Raw genomic sequence first — 16572 nt, forward strand, 5'->3', positions numbered from 1 at the left:
AGGAAGTTATATGTCTAAAGGATTTGTATTACTTGGTGATAAAACAACGCACGGTGGCGAGGTTATTTCGGCCACATCAGCCATGATCGTCAATGATAAAAAAGTGGCATTAATCGGTGACAAGATCAGCTGCCCGAAAGAAGGACACGGTATCAATGCCATTATTGAAGGTTCATCTGAGTGGTCATCTGATGGCAAAACCGTGGTTGTGGATGGCTGCCATTGTGAGTGTGGTTGTCAGGTGATTTCCAGTGCGCCGGATTGTGCAATAGGATAGGTCATGAGCTGGGAACGTCAAAAATCATCTGTCGCGGATATGCCTGAAGAGCCGTCGCTCGTGTTCTGGTTGATTGGTGGTCTTGTTGCACTGGTTGCCGGCGTGCTGCTATTTGTTCTTCACGCCAATCAGCTTCTTGGCTCGTTGCAGCATTACAACCTGTGGCTGTTGTTCGGATCACCCCTGTTTACCTGGTTTGTGCTCATTTGTTTGCGAGGCTGGCGCTATAACAATGCCGTTGATAAACACGAGTTTGAGGCTAAGGAAGCAGGCTATTCTCAGCAACAGTGGACACAATGGGCTGGACGTTATCTGGCTGTCATGCACAGTGAAGTGTTCCTGCCAGATTCGCTGACGCCGGTACAATTCATTTCCGCTGCGGGGCGGGAACAGCATGCAAAACAGGACTTACGCGTTGATATTCTCAGCGATGACGAAGCCATCGCTGCATTTTTGGGTAATCTTGTTGAGCCACTAACGAGGCTTCCGGCGGACCTGCCGTTGAACGTGCTCTTGCTGACAGATTCTCCTGAAGATACTTTGGTCTTACAAACCCTATTCGAGGAGAGCTGGCAGCATCTGATGCCATCAGGCTACCCGGCCCCAGTGCTGGAGATTTTACGTTCGTATTCGTTTGATGCTGTTGAACGCCGCATAAAAACCCCCGATATCTCAGCTGAACTTATCCTCGTTCAGCAAATGCATGGTGCCGATCGTTACAGCGATGCGCTGGCGACCCTGCTGTTAATCTCTGATGATGTAGCCACCAAATACGGACTGGATCATGACGTGCGCCTGCTCCGTCCTATGTCACTGGAGAGCGATGACCTCTTGAGTGAACTGGAGCTCTATTTTTCCACCCAGACCCAAGGCATTACCACGCAGCACATTCTCGGCGATCGTGTCCGCTGGGGGGAATTGTTTTCTTCTCTGCTCAAAGCCGCTGAACAACATAAGGGTTACTGGAAAACAGAGCAGCTCCACTGGCTGGAAACCTATGCAGGGATTTGCGGGCCCTTTTCTCCCTGGATAATGGCGGCTGTCGTGAGTGATGTAGTCCGATTTCAGCAAGCAGGCTGCCTGATGTTATCTGAGAGTGAAGGAGAACGCTTTATTAATACCGTGATAACAGGGAATAAGAATGAAAACAGCCGATAGTTCAGTGTGGCGCGGTAGCTGGGGACGTTTAGGGCTGACGGCGATGATCACCGGAGGCATTGCCTGGTTAATCTGGCATTACGGTGACAGGATTGGACTGAATGTAACAGGTTTAAAGTGGCTTGGTTTTGCTGCAGCGATGATTCTTGTTTTGTTCATTCGTCATGGCGGGATAATACGTCAGGCAATGCAGGAACGCTGGCACCGCTATCAGGCTAAGCGGAAGAATGAGAACCCGGCTGATGAATCCCGCGTAGCACAGACCCCACCCCGCAATGTCACCGTCGCTGAAATCCGCAGCGCGATGCGCAATCTGTATGGTCGCGGCTGGCCACGCAAAGTCCGTATCCTGATTATCACCGGCACGCCTGGTGAGGTGGAGCAGTTAACTCCCGGGTTGACCTCGCAATACTGGCAGGAAGATCAGGGTACGTTACTGCTGTGGGGCGGTGATCTAAACAGCCCGGTTGACAGTCAATGGTTGACCGCGCTGCGTAAACTGCGCCGTCGCCCGGCTGATGGCATGGTGTGGGTAACCTCGCTATTTGACCGCCTGTCCTCACCGGATCTGACCCAGCCGCAGCCGGTACCTTCCGACAGCATGATGGATACCTTTTCCCATGCCATCAGTGCCCGCAATGAGACGCTGGGCTGGCAGTTGCCGCTCTATGTCTGGTCACTGCATCTGCGGGCCGGCAAACCAGAAGGGCGTACGATTCAGGCGATCGGTTGTCTTCTCCCAGCCGGGTGCCGTCCGGCAGGGCTGACAGAACAGCTTGCTACCCTGACACCTGAACTGATCGCACAGGGGTTGCAACAGACCTGCGATGCGGTGCAACACAGCTTCCTGCTGACGCTGGCCGACCAGTTGGTTCGTGAACCACAGAGCGTGGCAGAACCGCTCTCTGTAATGCTCAATCCGTACCGGCCGCTGCCGCTGGCGGGGGTTGTCTTCAGCCAGCCCTCCGTGGGAGCAGAGCGTAGCGTTCAGTACCATTGGGGGATGGACAAGCGCTGGAATGTCATCCCGGCCACTGTTCGTTCGCTGCCAGCAACACTGCGTCCACGTAAACCGGGTATCCCGTGGCAAAAGGTGATGGCATCCGTTGCCGCACTGCTGATGGTGACCTGGGGAGCCTGGATGCTGGTCTCCTTTATCAGCAACCGCAGTCAGATACGCAACGCGCAGGGGCAGGCGACACTGGCGACTGAACAACGACAGCCGCTGGCAGAGCGCCTGCATGCACTGTCTGAACTGCAGAAAACCCTCGGTCGTCTCCAGTACCGTTCAGCACACGGCATACCCTGGTATGAACGTGCCGGGCTCAGTCAAAATGACACTCTTTTAAATGCACTCTGGCCACGTTACAGGGACAGCGCACAACCCTTGTTACGTGACGCTGCGGCCGGGCACCTGCAGACGCAACTCAATGCGTTCAACGCACTGCCACCGGGCAGCCCACTGCGCGAACAGATGGCTAAAACGACCTATGACCAGCTCAAACTCTATCTGATGCTGGCGCGGCCGGAGCACATGGATGCGGCCTGGTTCAGCAGCGGATTATTGCAGGAGTGGCCGACGCGTCAGAATGTGAAAGATAGCGAGTGGCAGGGCCAGGCTCCGTCGCTGCTCTCATTTTATGCCGCCAGTCTGATAACGCATCCACAGTGGCACCTGTCCGCCGATGAGAGCATGGTCAGCCAGGCGCGCTCCCTGCTGGTCCGCCTGATGGGAATGCGTAACAGCGAATCCAGCCAGTATCAGAAGATGCTGGCGCAGGTGGTAAACCAGTATGCCGATATGCGTCTGGAAGACATGACCGGCGATACCGACGCCGGCCGCCTGTTCACGACCCGTGAGGTGGTGCCAGGAATGTTCACCCGTCAGGCCTGGGAGCAAGCCGTGCAGCCTGCTATCGAAAAGGTCGTGAAAGAGCGCCGGGATGAACTGGACTGGGTGCTGACCGACAGTAAACAGAAACCGCAACAGGAAGGGTCACCGGAAGCGCTGGAAAAACGTCTGACGGAGCGCTACTTTGCCGATTTTGGTGGGGCCTGGCTGGCATTTCTCAACAGCCTGCGCTGGAACAATGCCGCCACGCTGTCTGATTCCATTGACCAGCTGACGTTGATGGCCGACCTGCGTCAGTCACCCCTGGTGGCGCTGATGAATACCCTGAACGTGCAGGGACGAACCGGGCAGACGGGTGAAGCCATTTCTGACTCGCTGGTGAAATCAGCGAAAAATCTGCTGGGCGGTGATAACAAGGATGCCATCGACCAGAGCGCCGGCGTTCATGGCCCACTGGATGCCACCTTTGGTCCGGTACTGGCACTGATGGACAAAAACCGCACCGGCGCACAGGCTCAGAGCCTGCAGTCTTATCTGACCCGCGTTACCCAGGTGCGCCTGCGCCTGCAACAGGTGACCAAGGCGGCCGATCCGCAGGCGATGGCCCAGACGCTGGCCCAGACCGTGTTTCAGGGCAAAGCCGTGGACCTGACCGACACCCGTGACTACGGTAGCTTGATTGCCGCCGGACTCGGCCAGGAGTGGAGCGGCTTTGGCCGTTCGGTGTTTGTGAACCCGATGGAGCAGGCCTGGCAGCAGGTACTGACCCCGGCGGCAGACAGCCTGAATGCCCAGTGGCAGCAAGCGGTGGTCAGTGAGTGGAACAGCGCCTTTGGGGGCCGCTATCCGTTCAGTCATTCAGGCAGTGACGTCTCGCTGCCGTTGCTCGCGAAATACCTCAATGCGGACTCCGGGCGTATCACACAGTTCCTGCAAACGCGTCTCAAAGGCGTGCTGCACCGTGAAGGCAGCCACTGGGTACCGGACAGCATCAATTCGCAGGGGTTGGCCTTTAATCCCGCCTTCCTTAATGCCATGAATACCCTGAGCCACATCTCGGATGTGGCGTTCACCGAAGGCAATGCCAGGATGAGCTTTGAACTGCGTCCGGGGACGGCAGATGGCGTAATGCAGACGGACATGATCATTGACGGTCAGAAGCTGACCTACATGAACCAGATGCCGCAGTGGAAACGCGTCACCTGGCCGGCGGATACCGAAGCACCGGGCGCAAATCTGAGCTGGATAAGTGTTCAGGCAGGCACCCGTCAGTATGCGGATATGCCGGGAACCTGGGGGCTGATACGCCTGCTGGATAAAGCCTCTGTCAGCGACAATTCGGGCGTGGACAGCAGCTACCATCTGCGCTGGAAAGCACCGGACGGGCGCAACCTCAATTACACGCTGCGTACCGAAGCCGGAGAGGGTCCGCTGGTCCTGCTTAAACTGCGTAATTTCCGCCTGCCGGAGAATATCTTCAGCGTCAGTGACGCACCGGCACCAGCCTCCGCCGATCGTACAGCTGATACTGAGGGGAATGACTGATGTCATCGCTGAATTCCTTGCTGGATGCCTGCCAGGCACGGCAGGACACGTTGTTAGCGCAGACCCGTGAGCGCGTTGCGTTGTGGAACAACTGGCTGCTGCCCGTTCCCGGTGTTTCCGGGACAGGAGATGACCCCGGTTACGATGACGATTTCCAGCAGATACGTGAAGAGGTGAATAAGCTCTCTGGCGCGGACACTGAACGGATCTGCCAACTGGCCGAAAAGCTGCTGACAAACACCGCCAAAGATATTCGCGTGGCCACTTATTACTGCTGGGCGAAACTGCACCGGGAAGGCGAGCGCGGCCTGGCCGACGGACTGGAGTTATTGGCCGCCCTGCTTGAACGCTTTGGCGGGCAACTCCATCCACAGCGTGACCGTAGCCGTAAAGCCGCACTCGAATGGCTGGCCGGTTCGCGTATGACAGACAGCCTCTCTCTGTACCCGGAAGTGGTGAGCGAGGATGTGTTGCGTACCGCCGGGGCGCTGCTGCTGATCGAGCAACTGACGGACGCTGAGCCCGATGAAACCCGTCCGCAACTCGATGGGCTGTACAGCGCCCTTGAAGCCCGCCTGCAGAAAGCCGGCGGCGTGGATGCAGTGGTACCGCAGAATGCCAGTGACAATACGCCCACAACCGCCCTCCCACACAATGGTGCACCACAGCTGAGTCGGGTCACCTCCGGACAGGATTTGCTGGCACAGGCCCGTACCCTGACCGACTACCTGCGTGACCAGCCGGACGGATGGCTCCCGGCACACCATCTGATGAAAAGCCTGCGTCACGATACGTTGCATGCTATCCCGGCACCGGATGCAGCAGGCAGAACCCGCATTGAACCGCCCAGAGCGGACCAGCGCGCCCTGCTCAAACGTCTTTATCTGCAACAGAGCTGGAGCGAAATAATGGAGCAGGCTGACAGCGTCTTCTCGCGCGGTGCAAACCACCTGTGGCTTGATTTGCAGTGGTATATCCACCAGGCGCTGCAAAAACAGGGGAAGGATACGCTGGCGGACATCATTGCTGCCGACCTGAAGGGGTTGCTCTCTCGCCTGACCGGGCTGGAGACGCTGGCGTTTAATGACGGTACGCCGTTTGCGGATGAGGTAACGCTGAACTGGATACAGCAGAGCGTGATGGACTCAGTCGGGGTCTGGAGCGATGACGTAGATGCCTCACAAACCCGCAGTGCCGATGATGACATCCTAGCCCTTGAGCCTGAAGCGGTGGTGCTGGCCGACAACGCGGGCGCGGAAGCCGCCCTGAACTGGCTGCAGGATCGCCCTGGCATCACCACCGTTCGCCAGAAATGGCTGCTGCGCTTGCTGATGGCCCGCGTGGCGGAACAATACGGTAAAAACGAACTGGCCGTGCTTCTGCTTAATGAGCTGGGCGCACAGGCCGATAATGTCCGGCTTGCGCAATGGGAACCGGGCCTGCTGTTTGAAGTGCGTGCGCGTCATCTGAAATTACTGCGGATGAAAGCCGGACGCAGTGAGACCGATAAGGCTCGCCTCAGCCCTGCAATAGAAGCGCTTCTCGCGGGACTGATCGTTATCGATCCGGCGCGTGCGGCAGTCCTGTGCGGGTAATGCTAAGAAATGAATTCCGGAAATGATGCCGGTGATATTAATGATTTTAGGAATAATAACTTTCATGAAAATAACTAAATCTGCAGCATGTTTTGGCATGGTGCTATTACTATCCGGGTGTACTGCAATTTTGTGGGGCGGAAATAAAGTTGCAAATAGCCATCAGGTGAATGTTATGAAAATGCAGGATAATGTCACCGACATTTTTCAGTATAAAAATCTCGCCGCTTCCGTTATTCAGGATAACACCAATATACCTCTGATTATTCCTTCGGAAGGCATTGCATTTCTAGGTGAAAAAAACGTCTACATTCTGACGAGGGGAGCTGATGAATTACTGTCTTTAAACAAATTAACAGACAAAATCCCACTGATTGCAGGTAAAGAAGAAAATACGCTCAAGCTTCAGTTGGCTCGCCCTGTAAAAGGGGATGCTGTCGTTCACTTTAACGATTCGTTACGTGTCAGGGTAAATAAAAGCGCAGGTGAGCTTTCAGAAGGCGATGTAAATATCATTAAACATTCAGGTTTCCAGAACTCGGAGGGAGGGTACTGGAAAAACGTCAATATCGAGGGCGCGATTCTTCCAAGAAAAAGTCTCAATTATGCATTTACCAATACCGAGTCACTGGGGCGAAAGTATAAAGTTGAATTTTACGCGACCGACAATGAAACCGACTTTTATCCGAAGAATCTTGCTACCAACATTGTGCTCACACCTGTGGCACTTGCTGCAGATATCGTATTTTTCCCTGTCTCCCTCACGTTTCTACGCTTAATTATTGGGCAACAGCACTAGGGCTGGAACGCATATGAAAGATCAGACCCTGCGCTATTTCGATGCTGAAATGCGCTACCTTCGAGACGCTGCAAAAGAATTCGCCCAGACCCACCCTGATCGGGCGGCGATGCTCGACCTGGATAAAGCCGGCACGCCTGACCCCTATGTCGAGCGTCTGTTTGAAGGCTTTGCCTTCTCAATGGGGCGTCTGCGGGAAAAAATTGATGACGACCTGCCGGAGCTGACCGAAGGGCTGGTCAGCATGCTCTGGCCACACTACCTGCGCACCATCCCCTCTTTGTCTGTGGTCGCATTTACCCCCGACCTGAAGGCCATGAAAATGGCCGAACCGGTGCCGGCTGGGTTAGAGGTCACCTCCCGACCAATAGGTCCGAAGAATACCCTCTGCCGGTACCGCACCACCCGCGACATGATGCTCAACCCGCTCAGCGTCTCTGGCGTCACCATGACCACCGAGCCAGATGGGCGGTCGCGGCTCGCGATACGTTTTGCCTGCAGCGGACAGGCTGACTGGTCGCAGGCAGACCTCAGTCGCCTGAGCCTGTATCTGGCCGCAGATGCCCCGGTCAGCAGCCAGCTGCATATGATGCTGACCCGTCGCCAGGCCGCACTGTACATGCGCCTTCCCGGACAAGCGGATCGCATCCGGCTGGATGGCTGGTTTTCACCGGGCGGATTCGGTGAAGAGGAGGGCCTGTGGCCGAAAGGCGACGCGGGCTTTAGCGGTTACCAGCTGCTGCTGGAATACTTTACCTTCCGCGACAAGTTTATGTTTGTTCATCTCAATGGTCTGGAGGGGATAACGCTGCCTTCGGGAACGGAGTACTTCGATATTGAGGTGGTGCTGAGCCAGCTGTGGCCATCCGATTTACCGGTCACCCATGAGGCCATTCGTCTGCACTGCGTTCCGGTCATCAACCTGTTCACCCTGGAAGCCGATCCCCTGACGATTTCCGGACTCGAAAGTGAATATCTGTTACGGCCAAAACGCCTGCAGGACGGGCATACCGAAATTTACGCGGTGGATTCGGTGACAGGGTCAAAGCGCACGGATGATGCCGAGTATGTGCCGTTCAGCAGCTTCCGCCACAAAGGGGGCATGATGCGCCGTCATGCACCACCGCGTTATTATCACACCCGCGTGAAGCGCGGTGTTACCGGGTTGCATGACACCTGGCTGATTTTGGGCGGGATGCAATGGGAAGAGGATAAGGGGGTTGAGCGGGAAACCGTATCGCTGCAAATCACCGGCACCAACGGCCAGTTGCCACGTCGCGCCCTGCAGAGCACATTGCTCGACCGGTGTGAGCAGGTGATGCAGACGACAATGTCCGTCAAAAACCTCTGTAAACCGACACTGCCGGTCTATCCACCCGCAGAGGACCGCTTTCACTGGCGCGTGCTGAGCCATCTGGGTTCAAGTTTTCTCAATATGATGAGCAGTGCTGAGGTGCTGCGCGGGACGCTGGCACTGTACAACTGGCAGGAAGATGAACTGAATAACCGCCGCCTGGATGCGATACAACATGTCGGGCATCACCGTATCCAGCGTTTCGAGGAGGGATATCTGCTGCGCGGACTGGACATTGAAGTGACCCTCGACAGTAACGGTTTTACCGGGGAAGGTGACGTTCATTTGTTCGGTGAACTGCTCAACCGCTTCTTCGCGCTTTACGCCGACATGAACCAGTTTAACCAGCTCACCCTGATTGTTCAGCCAGAAGGAAAATGCATCCGGTGGAAAGAGAATCACAGTCCGCGCCTGCCCGGCTGATGGAAACGCTGGGCGACCGGCTACCCTATATCAATTTTTACCGCTTCTGCCAATTACTGGAGCAGAGCCAGCCTGATAAACCGGTCATTGGCAGCACCTGGCAGGTCCGTCACGAGCCGGTGCGCTTTCGGCCTCATTCGGGGATGGGATTTCCGGCCTCGGAAATTAAAGGTCTGGAGCCTTCAGAACAACCGCATCTGCCGCCGACCGTCAGGGTCACCTTTATGGGGCTCTATGGCGTGGAGTCGCCGCTACCGACGCACTACATCGACGATATCACCCAGCGACGGGAAGGCTATGAAGCCACGGCGGATTTCCTCGATATCTTCAACCACCGCCTGATTGCTCAGTACTACCGTATCTGGCGCAAATACTCCTACCCAGCGACCTTTGAGGAGGGAGGGAAGGACAGAACGTCACAGTATCTGCTGGGACTGGCGGGACTCGGTATTGGCGGGTGCGCGGACAATATCGCCACACCGGCATCCCGTTTTCTGGCGCTGCTGCCGGTGATGCTGTTACCGGGCCGCACAGCGGAAGGCATGGCCTCACTGGTACGCCTGCTGGCACCGAATACCCAGGCAAAAATCTGGCACCACGATATACGTCGCGTACCGCTGAAAAAGCCGCTGACCATGAGTGTCAGCCAGCCGGTTACGCTGAAACATCGCCCGGTGATGGGTCACTACGCCACCGATGTGAATTGTCAGGTGCTGATGCAACTGACGACTACCTGTCCGGAGGAAGTTCAGGGCTGGCTTCCCGGAGGTGACCTCCACAGCGATTTAATGGCACTGCTGCACGTTTATCTCGGCGCCCGTCTGGATGTCCGCCTGCAGCTTTGTGTCGCGAGGCGTCTGCTGCCAGATGCAACGATGAGCAGCCAGCCGCGCGCCGGTGCCGTTCAGTTGGGCCGCACCGCCATACTGCGCCCTCTCAATCCGGGCGCGACACAGCAACCCAAAACACTCACCATAAATCTGGGCTGCTATGAGCGGGTTCAGGAAAACATTCACCGCAGGGAGACTGATGAAGATGGCGATTACCTCTGGTAAAACCACCCTGGTTGTACTGGCATCGTGCATCGTGATGCTGCTGGCGGGCTGCGGCCTGACCCAGAAAGTCACGGACGGCACCGTGGCTGTGACCAAATCTATTTTTTATAAGCAGGTGAAAATCCTGCATCTTGATATTCGCGCACGTGAAGCCGTGAACAACAACGCTGGCGGCATGGCGCTGTCCACGGTAGTGCGTATTTATCAGTTGAAAGACCGGAAGGCTTTCGACGCCACCGATTACCCGTCACTGTTTGCGGCTGACAGCCAGGCCCTGAAGGCTGACCTTGTGGCTGAGAAGGATATCCGTCTGCAACCCGGCGGGGCGATGATAGTGGATATGCCGATGGAGGAAAGTGCGCAGTATGTGGCGGTCGCCGGAATGTTTATGTCACCGGATCAGGTGAACAACACCTGGCGTGTGGTCCTCTCCCGTGATGACCTCAGCCCGGATAAGGCCAGAATTATTGAAGCCGGTAACAACAGCCTGACGCTTAAACCTGTGAAGGATGACTGACATGCCGCGTCCCTCTTTGTACGAAATACTGTTTGGCAGCTTCACCGGCGGTCTTGATCTGCATCAGGTCAGCGAAGAGAACCAGGTCATTCTGTCGGTACTCGACAATATGCAACGCATCCTCAACTGCCGTGCAGGCACGCTGGCCCACCTGCCCGATTACGGCCTGCCCGACATGACCCAAATCTTGCAGGGGCTCCCCGGGACCGCCCATCAGTTAATGGCCGCACTTTCCGGGGTATTGTTGAAATATGAGCCCCGCCTGAAGAGTATTGAGGTGACTATGCTGGAGCAGACCCTTCCCGGCGAACTCCGTTACGCCATCGATGCAGAGCTGAAGGGCTTCGGTCTTGTGCGTTACGGTACCGAATTTATGCCGGAAGGGCGGGTGCTCATCCGGCATATGAGACAACAGCAGTTTATCAATCAGAATGTATTTTAATGTTATTCCGCTGTAGTCGAATAAATATGATCGAAAAATCAAAAATATAAGCTAAGGGAATGAAGTATGGCACGAAGAAAAAAAGAGGATAATGCGCTGGGTGTAATACTGGTTATTCTTGGCGTTATTGCCTGGGGAATTTACGTTGCGGTGAGGGCGCTGATTAATGTTAACGAGCGCTTTATTGATTCGGTATCAACCCCTGCCGGGATTATTGCGCTCTTCTTTGGCTTGCTGGTTATGGCTGTTTTACTCATTAGGTATTTTATCTACCGGGGTTTCAGGCAGAAAAATGCCGCACTTGAACAGGCAACATCTGACCTTGTTCAGAAGGAAAAAGCGTTTGATGAAACCGTGAGTACCGGGGTGGCTCGGGGTATTTACCACGAAAAGCAACGGCTTGTCGGTCTCTGGGATGAGTATTACGAGGCTAGAAGTAAAGCCAGCCGGGCGCTACAGCGCATTGTTGACTCGGCATATAAATTTAAAGTTAAGACCTTGCTTGCCGGGACCACGGTGAACAACTGGCAGAGTAAATACGACCAGCTCCGCAAGGAAAGGGATGCCTACACCGTCATCAGCGAGAAAATCATTTTTCTTGAGCTTGAGGATAATGCCGACTGGGACAGCGTAAAGCAGCAGTTCCTGGATAAGGTCGCGTTTCTGGAAAAAGCTCAGGAAGAAAAGGAATATCAGGCCGAGCTCAAACGTCAGATGCGGGAAGAAAAGCAGCGTCAGGATGAGCTGGACAGGCAGCAGCGCGAAGCGGAAGAAGAGGAGCAGCGCCTTGCTGAGCAGCAGCGAGTGCTTGAAGAAGCGCTATTGGCTGCCGAAGGTACGTATAAAGAAGAGCTGGAAAGACAGCGTCTTGAACTTGAACAAAAAATCCAGGACGTGCATCAGCAGTATGAACGCGCCAAATCCATGGCCCAGCTTACAAAACAGGGACATGTGTATGTGATTTCGAACATCGGTTCCTTTGGTGAAGATGTCTTCAAAATTGGTATGACCCGTCGGCTGGAGCCGATGGAACGGGTGAAAGAACTCAGTGGGGCCGCCGTGCCGTTCGATTTTGACGTTCACGCCATGATCTCCTGTAATGATGCGCCGGCGCTCGAAAAAACGCTGCACGACCATCTGGAACGTTACCGCATTAACAGAATTAACTTACGTAAAGAGTTTTTCCGCGTAGATCTCAGCAAAATCATTTACGAGGTGGAACGTCACCATGGGCAGGTTGACTACATTGCTGACCCTGTGGCGCTACAGTACCTGCAAAGTCTCGAATATGCTGAAAGCGAAGCGGCATGAATATCTCCGAGCCTTTCACATCAGTCATTGCCCTCATGTATAACAATCTGGAATAGAATTATGGCAAAGCTAATGACCTCTCTCTCGCTGTGTGGGGAACGAATGACACATGGGGAAAGACGCGTTGCCCAGCGCCTGGAGTCACACCTTGGTGATGATTGCCTGGTCTGGTATGACATTCCGGTTGGACGACAATACCGACACCCGGACTTTGTTATTATCGATCCCTCTCTCGGGCTTATCTTTCTGGAAGTTAAGGACTGGCGGCTGAGTACCCTTCGCCATGCCGATCCGCAGACGGTCATTCTGGAGACAGGTCAGGGGCAAAAACAGGAGCGGAATCCGCTGGTTCAAGTGAGAGAGTATGCCTGTGCGACTGCCGAAATGTTGTCCCAGGATCCGGGCTTGCAGCAGAAAATGGGATTGTACAAGGGTAAGCTTAACGTTGCATGGGCTTATGGCGTGGTGTTTACCAACATCACTCGTCAGCAACTGACTGCCCTGTCTGCCGATGGCGCCGTTGAGTCTATATTTCCGCAGGCGCTGTCGATTTGTCAGGATGAAATGACAGAGTCGGTTACGCCCTCTGCGTTTCGGCAAAAAATCTCCGCGCTGTTTACCACCCGTTTCAGGCCTTCGATCACCCCGGTTATGAGGGATGCCCTGCGTCGGTACCTTTTCCCGGAGATTGCGATACCTGCGAAAAAAAAGAACAACCATGTTCAGCGGGTCATGGATATACAGCAGGAGGTGCTGGCCCGCAATCTTGGGGAAGGGCACCGCGTCATACATGGAGTTGCAGGTTCCGGCAAGACGCTGATTTTACTCTACCGTTGTTTGTATCTTTCAGAAACGACAACGCGTCCTGTATTAGTGCTCTGTTTTAATATTATCCTGGCAAACTATATCCGTGAATGTATTGCTGAAAGAGGGCTGTCGGACAAAGTGCACGTGTATCATTTCCACGACTGGTGTGCGAGTGCTGCCCGTAAATTCAAACTAAATGTGAGCCGGGAAGGGCTGTTCTTTGATAATTGTTTTGCAGCTCTGGAAAATGCGGTTAACAGCGGAGCAGTGACAGATAGCGGTTATGATGCTGTGCTGGTTGATGAGGGACATGATTTTGACCGACGCTGGCTTTCATTAATCGCCCGGCTGTTTGATAACACAACGCGTTCACTGCTGCTGATGTACGATGACGCGCAGTCACTATACCGGCGTGAGAGAGCTCTTAACTTTTCGCTGGCGAGTGTGGGTATCCAGGCTCAGGGACGCACGTCTGTCCTTCGGGTTAACTATCGTAATCCCTGTCGTATTCTCAATTTTGCTTATGCTTTCTCACGTGACTATTTTGACAGCCATCATAATCAAGAGCTCCCTTTGGTGCTGCCGGAAGCCTGCGGAGAGGATGGTGATATTCCTGATATCGAGCTATGCCAGTCTGAAGCGGAGGAGGCCCATCGTGTTGTGACATGGCTGAAGGAGAAACACGCGGTTGCAGATCGCTGGGGAGATATAGCTGTACTGTGTCCTACGCGTTTTTCAGCAGACAGGCTCACCGTATTGCTGGAGCAACATAAGATACCCACCGCCCTCAGCTTTACCCCCGGGGATAAAAAAAGCTACTCACACCACAACGATGTTGTTCATCTCATGACCTTCCAGAGCAGCAAAGGACTTGAGTTTCCTTTCGTTGCTGTTATCAATGCGTCTTTTGTTCACAAGGCTGCTGAAGATGAGTCGGAAGCCATTCCGGCGCTTTATGTGGCATTTACCCGCGCAACACGTTCGCTACTGGTGACCTGCCACAAAGAAAACAGTATCAGTCGACAACTGACGAAATTCGCCGACCTGGACCTGCAGGAGCTACAGAATGAGCCGGCATAAAACGTTAAAAACCGGTAGTGACCCGCGCACACTACCGGATTATGCCGCCCTGCGCGAAGAACTGAGCAAGCTGACACATCCGGCACGCCCGGATGTGAACTGGCGTTATGCGGAAAAACTGTGTCTTTCGCTGTTTGAACAAAATGGTGTGGAGCTGCATACGGCGGCCTGGTACACGTTTACCCGTACGCAACTGGCCGGGCTGTTCGGCCTGAATGAAGGATTGTCCATCCTGGAGGCCCTGATAAGCCATCAGTGGGGCGCGCTGTGGCCGCAGCCGGTCCATGCCCGCATGGAAATCCTCAGAGGTTTGAGCCAGCGCCTGCAACAGCTGATGCGTACGCATCCCCTGAACTACAGCGACCTCAATCAGCTCTATCGTGCAGAACAGCAGCTTGCCAGTCTGGGGGCGGTACTACAGCGCCTGGAGCTCAAACATCTTAGCCAGCTCGATACTTTGCGTACCCTGATGCATAACAATGCCGTCATACTGGAAAACAGCGATGACACAACCAGCTCCGGGCCGACTATTCATTCAGGTATCACGTTGCCAGCTACCGTGATGAATGATGCTGCAGCATCAACCGGAGGTAGTCCGGCTGAAGAGAATAGCGCGCCGGATATCGCAGTGAAGTGGGTGTACGTTGCGCAGCCGGAACAACAGCCGAACGTGGAAGTTTTGACGGCGATACCAGCCTCGGTAAGACCCTGGAAATCCTTTACTGTTGGAATGGTCACTATGCTTGTGATAGGTGCGGCAACGGTGTGGGGCTGGCAGTATCTGCACCGACCTGACCCGTTACAGACCCAGCTTGCCTCATCTCTGACGCCGTTACCCGCAATACTCACTCCCTCACAGCTGAACACGTTGCGACAACAATCTCACCCACCGCAAGCCCTTATCGCAGAGACTCAGTTGCAGCTTGCTCGTCTGGACAAACTTCCCCCTGACTGGAATATTGACTACAGTCGGCAGCTCGTAGAACAGGCTCAGGTGTTGTGGCCGGAGCAGGCTAAACCGCTGATGCAACAGTGGCAGCAACAGCTTAACGCCAGCGCGTTATCGGCAGAAAACCTGGATGGCTGGCATCAGGGGATGACGAAGTTACAGCAACTGGGCGACAAGCTGAACGGGCTGGATGAACAAAAGGGAAAATATATGACGGTCAGTGAACTGAAATCAGTCGTATTTTCTTCCATGCAGTCATTTAATCAGGCCATACCGGCTGAAGAGCAACTGCGGGTATTATCACAAACGCCGGTTGAACAGCCGCTGCCAGCTGCCGCACAGGCTATGGTGGAGATGCATCTGAAGCAGCTCACTGCCCGCTATGCCGAATTGAAACAACGTGCATTTGGGACTCCGTCGGCTGATGCCTCCCAAAAAAACATTAAGCATCATGGATGACACAGTCCGCTACCGGAATCATCGTGGCAGGTGGACCATTTCAGATTTGAACTTTTTGGAGAACAATTATGCCACAACCCCTATTGCAGAGATTGCTGTCAGGCTGGGGCGAACATCCGGCGCAATAGCATTAATGGCGGACAAACTCGGCTGCCGCAGAAAGAAAAATGTCCCCTGGACCGATGCTGAAATGGCGATTATTCGCAACTATTATGCTCAGGGCATTGAAGCTGGATCCCTTACACCGTTACTGCCGGGCAGAAGCGTCAATGCAATATTTTCAATGGCAGAAACACTGGGGGTACAGAGCGGGCGATTTTGGCGAGAGGAAGAACTCGATATCCTGAAAGCTGACTACTCAAGGCGAGGCACATCCGTAGCTGAGCACCTGCCAGGAAGAAGTGTGGTGGCGGTCAAAATAATGGCGAGAAGGCTACGGTTGACAAAATCCCATAGCAGCGAAGTTGGTTTTCGTCCCTGGAGCGACGAGGAATGGATGCTGCTGGAAAGAAATATGCGCCTGAGTGTGGCCGAGCAGCAGGCCACACTGTTTCCCGACAGGACCAAAAGGGCCGTTGAAAAAGCCCGGGGTCGGTTGAAGAAAAAGAAGTAACATCGATTTATGGCACGCAATATCAACCGCAAGAAAGATCCTATTAGTGGTTCCTGATGTATGAGATTTCCTTTCAGCCGTTCAAGAGGAATCGGAAAACTATGGCACCGTGGTTTATGCGTTTTCCACCCATAGAGCCGGTTTGGTGATATTAGCCGCCAATATATAAATTTCGGAGTCGTTAACCCTGTCAAGGGCGATAGTGAGTTTCCTGATCGTGATAACTGCAGAGTTGAAAGTGGTGTATCAGAGGACATCGCTTTCCCATCAGTCATTGCGGACAATGGGGACAATACATATTCCAGCTTACCTTTATTGCCGAGGCTGCCCATGTTT

Annotated in this window: 13 protein-coding genes; all 13 read left to right on the forward strand. The window is 54.3% G+C overall.

Features of this window, described 5'->3' with window-relative positions:
• Positions 1 to 10: 10 nt before the first annotated feature.
• The 13 genes from J8X26_RS05650 to J8X26_RS05710 all read left to right on the forward strand — a co-directional run bounded on the left by J8X26_RS05650 (position 11) and on the right by J8X26_RS05710 (position 16236).
• Positions 11 to 277, forward strand: coding sequence for a PAAR domain-containing protein (locus tag J8X26_RS05650; protein WP_208950365.1), 267 nt, complete (start codon positions 11 to 13; stop codon positions 275 to 277).
• A gap of 3 nt (positions 278 to 280) precedes the next feature.
• Positions 281 to 1435, forward strand: a complete 1155-nt coding sequence (locus tag J8X26_RS05655) for a hypothetical protein (RefSeq protein WP_208950366.1) — start codon at positions 281 to 283, stop codon at positions 1433 to 1435.
• Positions 1419 to 4832: an ImcF-related family protein gene (locus J8X26_RS05660; RefSeq protein WP_208950367.1), complete on the forward strand. Its 3414-nt coding sequence runs from the start codon at positions 1419 to 1421 to the stop codon at positions 4830 to 4832. The genes J8X26_RS05655 and J8X26_RS05660 overlap by 17 nt, the downstream gene beginning before the upstream one ends.
• On the forward strand, positions 4832 to 6427 hold the full coding sequence (gene tssA, locus J8X26_RS05665) for a type VI secretion system protein TssA (RefSeq protein ID WP_208950368.1): 1596 nt from the start codon (positions 4832 to 4834) through the stop codon (positions 6425 to 6427). The genes J8X26_RS05660 and tssA overlap by 1 nt, the downstream gene beginning before the upstream one ends.
• A gap of 64 nt (positions 6428 to 6491) precedes the next feature.
• Positions 6492 to 7226 (forward strand): hypothetical protein, encoded by a 735-nt coding sequence (locus J8X26_RS05670; protein ID WP_208950369.1) that lies wholly within the window; start codon positions 6492 to 6494, stop codon positions 7224 to 7226.
• A 13-nt stretch (positions 7227 to 7239) separates the two neighbouring features.
• The gene (gene tssF, locus J8X26_RS05675) at positions 7240 to 9003 is read left to right on the forward strand and encodes a type VI secretion system baseplate subunit TssF (RefSeq protein WP_208950370.1); all 1764 of its coding nucleotides are present in this window, start codon (positions 7240 to 7242) and stop codon (positions 9001 to 9003) included.
• Entirely contained in the window at positions 8958 to 10058 is a 1101-nt protein-coding gene (gene tssG / locus J8X26_RS05680; protein ID WP_208950371.1) for a type VI secretion system baseplate subunit TssG, read from the forward strand. Before tssF ends, tssG begins: the two co-directional genes overlap by 46 nt.
• A complete protein-coding gene (gene tssJ, locus J8X26_RS05685) occupies positions 10039 to 10575 on the forward strand; it encodes a type VI secretion system lipoprotein TssJ (protein ID WP_208950372.1) in 537 nt (178 codons plus the stop codon). The genes tssG and tssJ overlap by 20 nt, the downstream gene beginning before the upstream one ends.
• Entirely contained in the window at positions 10568 to 11017 is a 450-nt protein-coding gene (tssE, locus tag J8X26_RS05690; RefSeq protein ID WP_208950373.1) for a type VI secretion system baseplate subunit TssE, read from the forward strand. Before tssJ ends, tssE begins: the two co-directional genes overlap by 8 nt.
• 66 nt (positions 11018 to 11083) lie before the next feature.
• Positions 11084 to 12328 (forward strand): GIY-YIG nuclease family protein, encoded by a 1245-nt coding sequence (locus J8X26_RS05695; protein WP_208950374.1) that lies wholly within the window; start codon positions 11084 to 11086, stop codon positions 12326 to 12328.
• A gap of 60 nt (positions 12329 to 12388) precedes the next feature.
• Entirely contained in the window at positions 12389 to 14215 is a 1827-nt protein-coding gene (locus tag J8X26_RS05700) for a DEAD/DEAH box helicase (RefSeq protein ID WP_208950375.1), read from the forward strand.
• Positions 14202 to 15623, forward strand: a complete 1422-nt coding sequence (locus tag J8X26_RS05705) for a VasL domain-containing protein (protein WP_208950376.1) — start codon at positions 14202 to 14204, stop codon at positions 15621 to 15623. The genes J8X26_RS05700 and J8X26_RS05705 overlap by 14 nt, the downstream gene beginning before the upstream one ends.
• Positions 15616 to 16236 (forward strand): hypothetical protein, encoded by a 621-nt coding sequence (locus J8X26_RS05710; protein WP_208950377.1) that lies wholly within the window; start codon positions 15616 to 15618, stop codon positions 16234 to 16236. Before J8X26_RS05705 ends, J8X26_RS05710 begins: the two co-directional genes overlap by 8 nt.
• The last annotated feature ends 336 nt before the right edge of the window (positions 16237 to 16572 follow it).

Source organism: Rahnella sp. ChDrAdgB13 (assembly GCF_017655185.1).
In the GTDB taxonomy this organism is placed as follows: domain Bacteria; phylum Pseudomonadota; class Gammaproteobacteria; order Enterobacterales; family Enterobacteriaceae; genus Rahnella; species Rahnella contaminans.

Coding starts and splice junctions, on each gene's coding strand:
- J8X26_RS05650 (WP_208950365.1), top strand. CDS start 11: ATGTCTAAAGGATTTGTATTACTTGGTGATAAAACAACGCACGGTGGC.
- J8X26_RS05655 (WP_208950366.1), top strand. CDS start 281: ATGAGCTGGGAACGTCAAAAATCATCTGTCGCGGATATGCCTGAAGAG.
- J8X26_RS05660 (WP_208950367.1), top strand. CDS start 1,419: ATGAAAACAGCCGATAGTTCAGTGTGGCGCGGTAGCTGGGGACGTTTA.
- tssA (WP_208950368.1), top strand. CDS start 4,832: ATGTCATCGCTGAATTCCTTGCTGGATGCCTGCCAGGCACGGCAGGAC.
- J8X26_RS05670 (WP_208950369.1), top strand. CDS start 6,492: ATGAAAATAACTAAATCTGCAGCATGTTTTGGCATGGTGCTATTACTA.
- tssF (WP_208950370.1), top strand. CDS start 7,240: ATGAAAGATCAGACCCTGCGCTATTTCGATGCTGAAATGCGCTACCTT.
- tssG (WP_208950371.1), top strand. CDS start 8,958: ATGCATCCGGTGGAAAGAGAATCACAGTCCGCGCCTGCCCGGCTGATG.
- tssJ (WP_208950372.1), top strand. CDS start 10,039: ATGGCGATTACCTCTGGTAAAACCACCCTGGTTGTACTGGCATCGTGC.
- tssE (WP_208950373.1), top strand. CDS start 10,568: ATGACTGACATGCCGCGTCCCTCTTTGTACGAAATACTGTTTGGCAGC.
- J8X26_RS05695 (WP_208950374.1), top strand. CDS start 11,084: ATGGCACGAAGAAAAAAAGAGGATAATGCGCTGGGTGTAATACTGGTT.
- J8X26_RS05700 (WP_208950375.1), top strand. CDS start 12,389: ATGGCAAAGCTAATGACCTCTCTCTCGCTGTGTGGGGAACGAATGACA.
- J8X26_RS05705 (WP_208950376.1), top strand. CDS start 14,202: ATGAGCCGGCATAAAACGTTAAAAACCGGTAGTGACCCGCGCACACTA.
- J8X26_RS05710 (WP_208950377.1), top strand. CDS start 15,616: ATGGATGACACAGTCCGCTACCGGAATCATCGTGGCAGGTGGACCATT.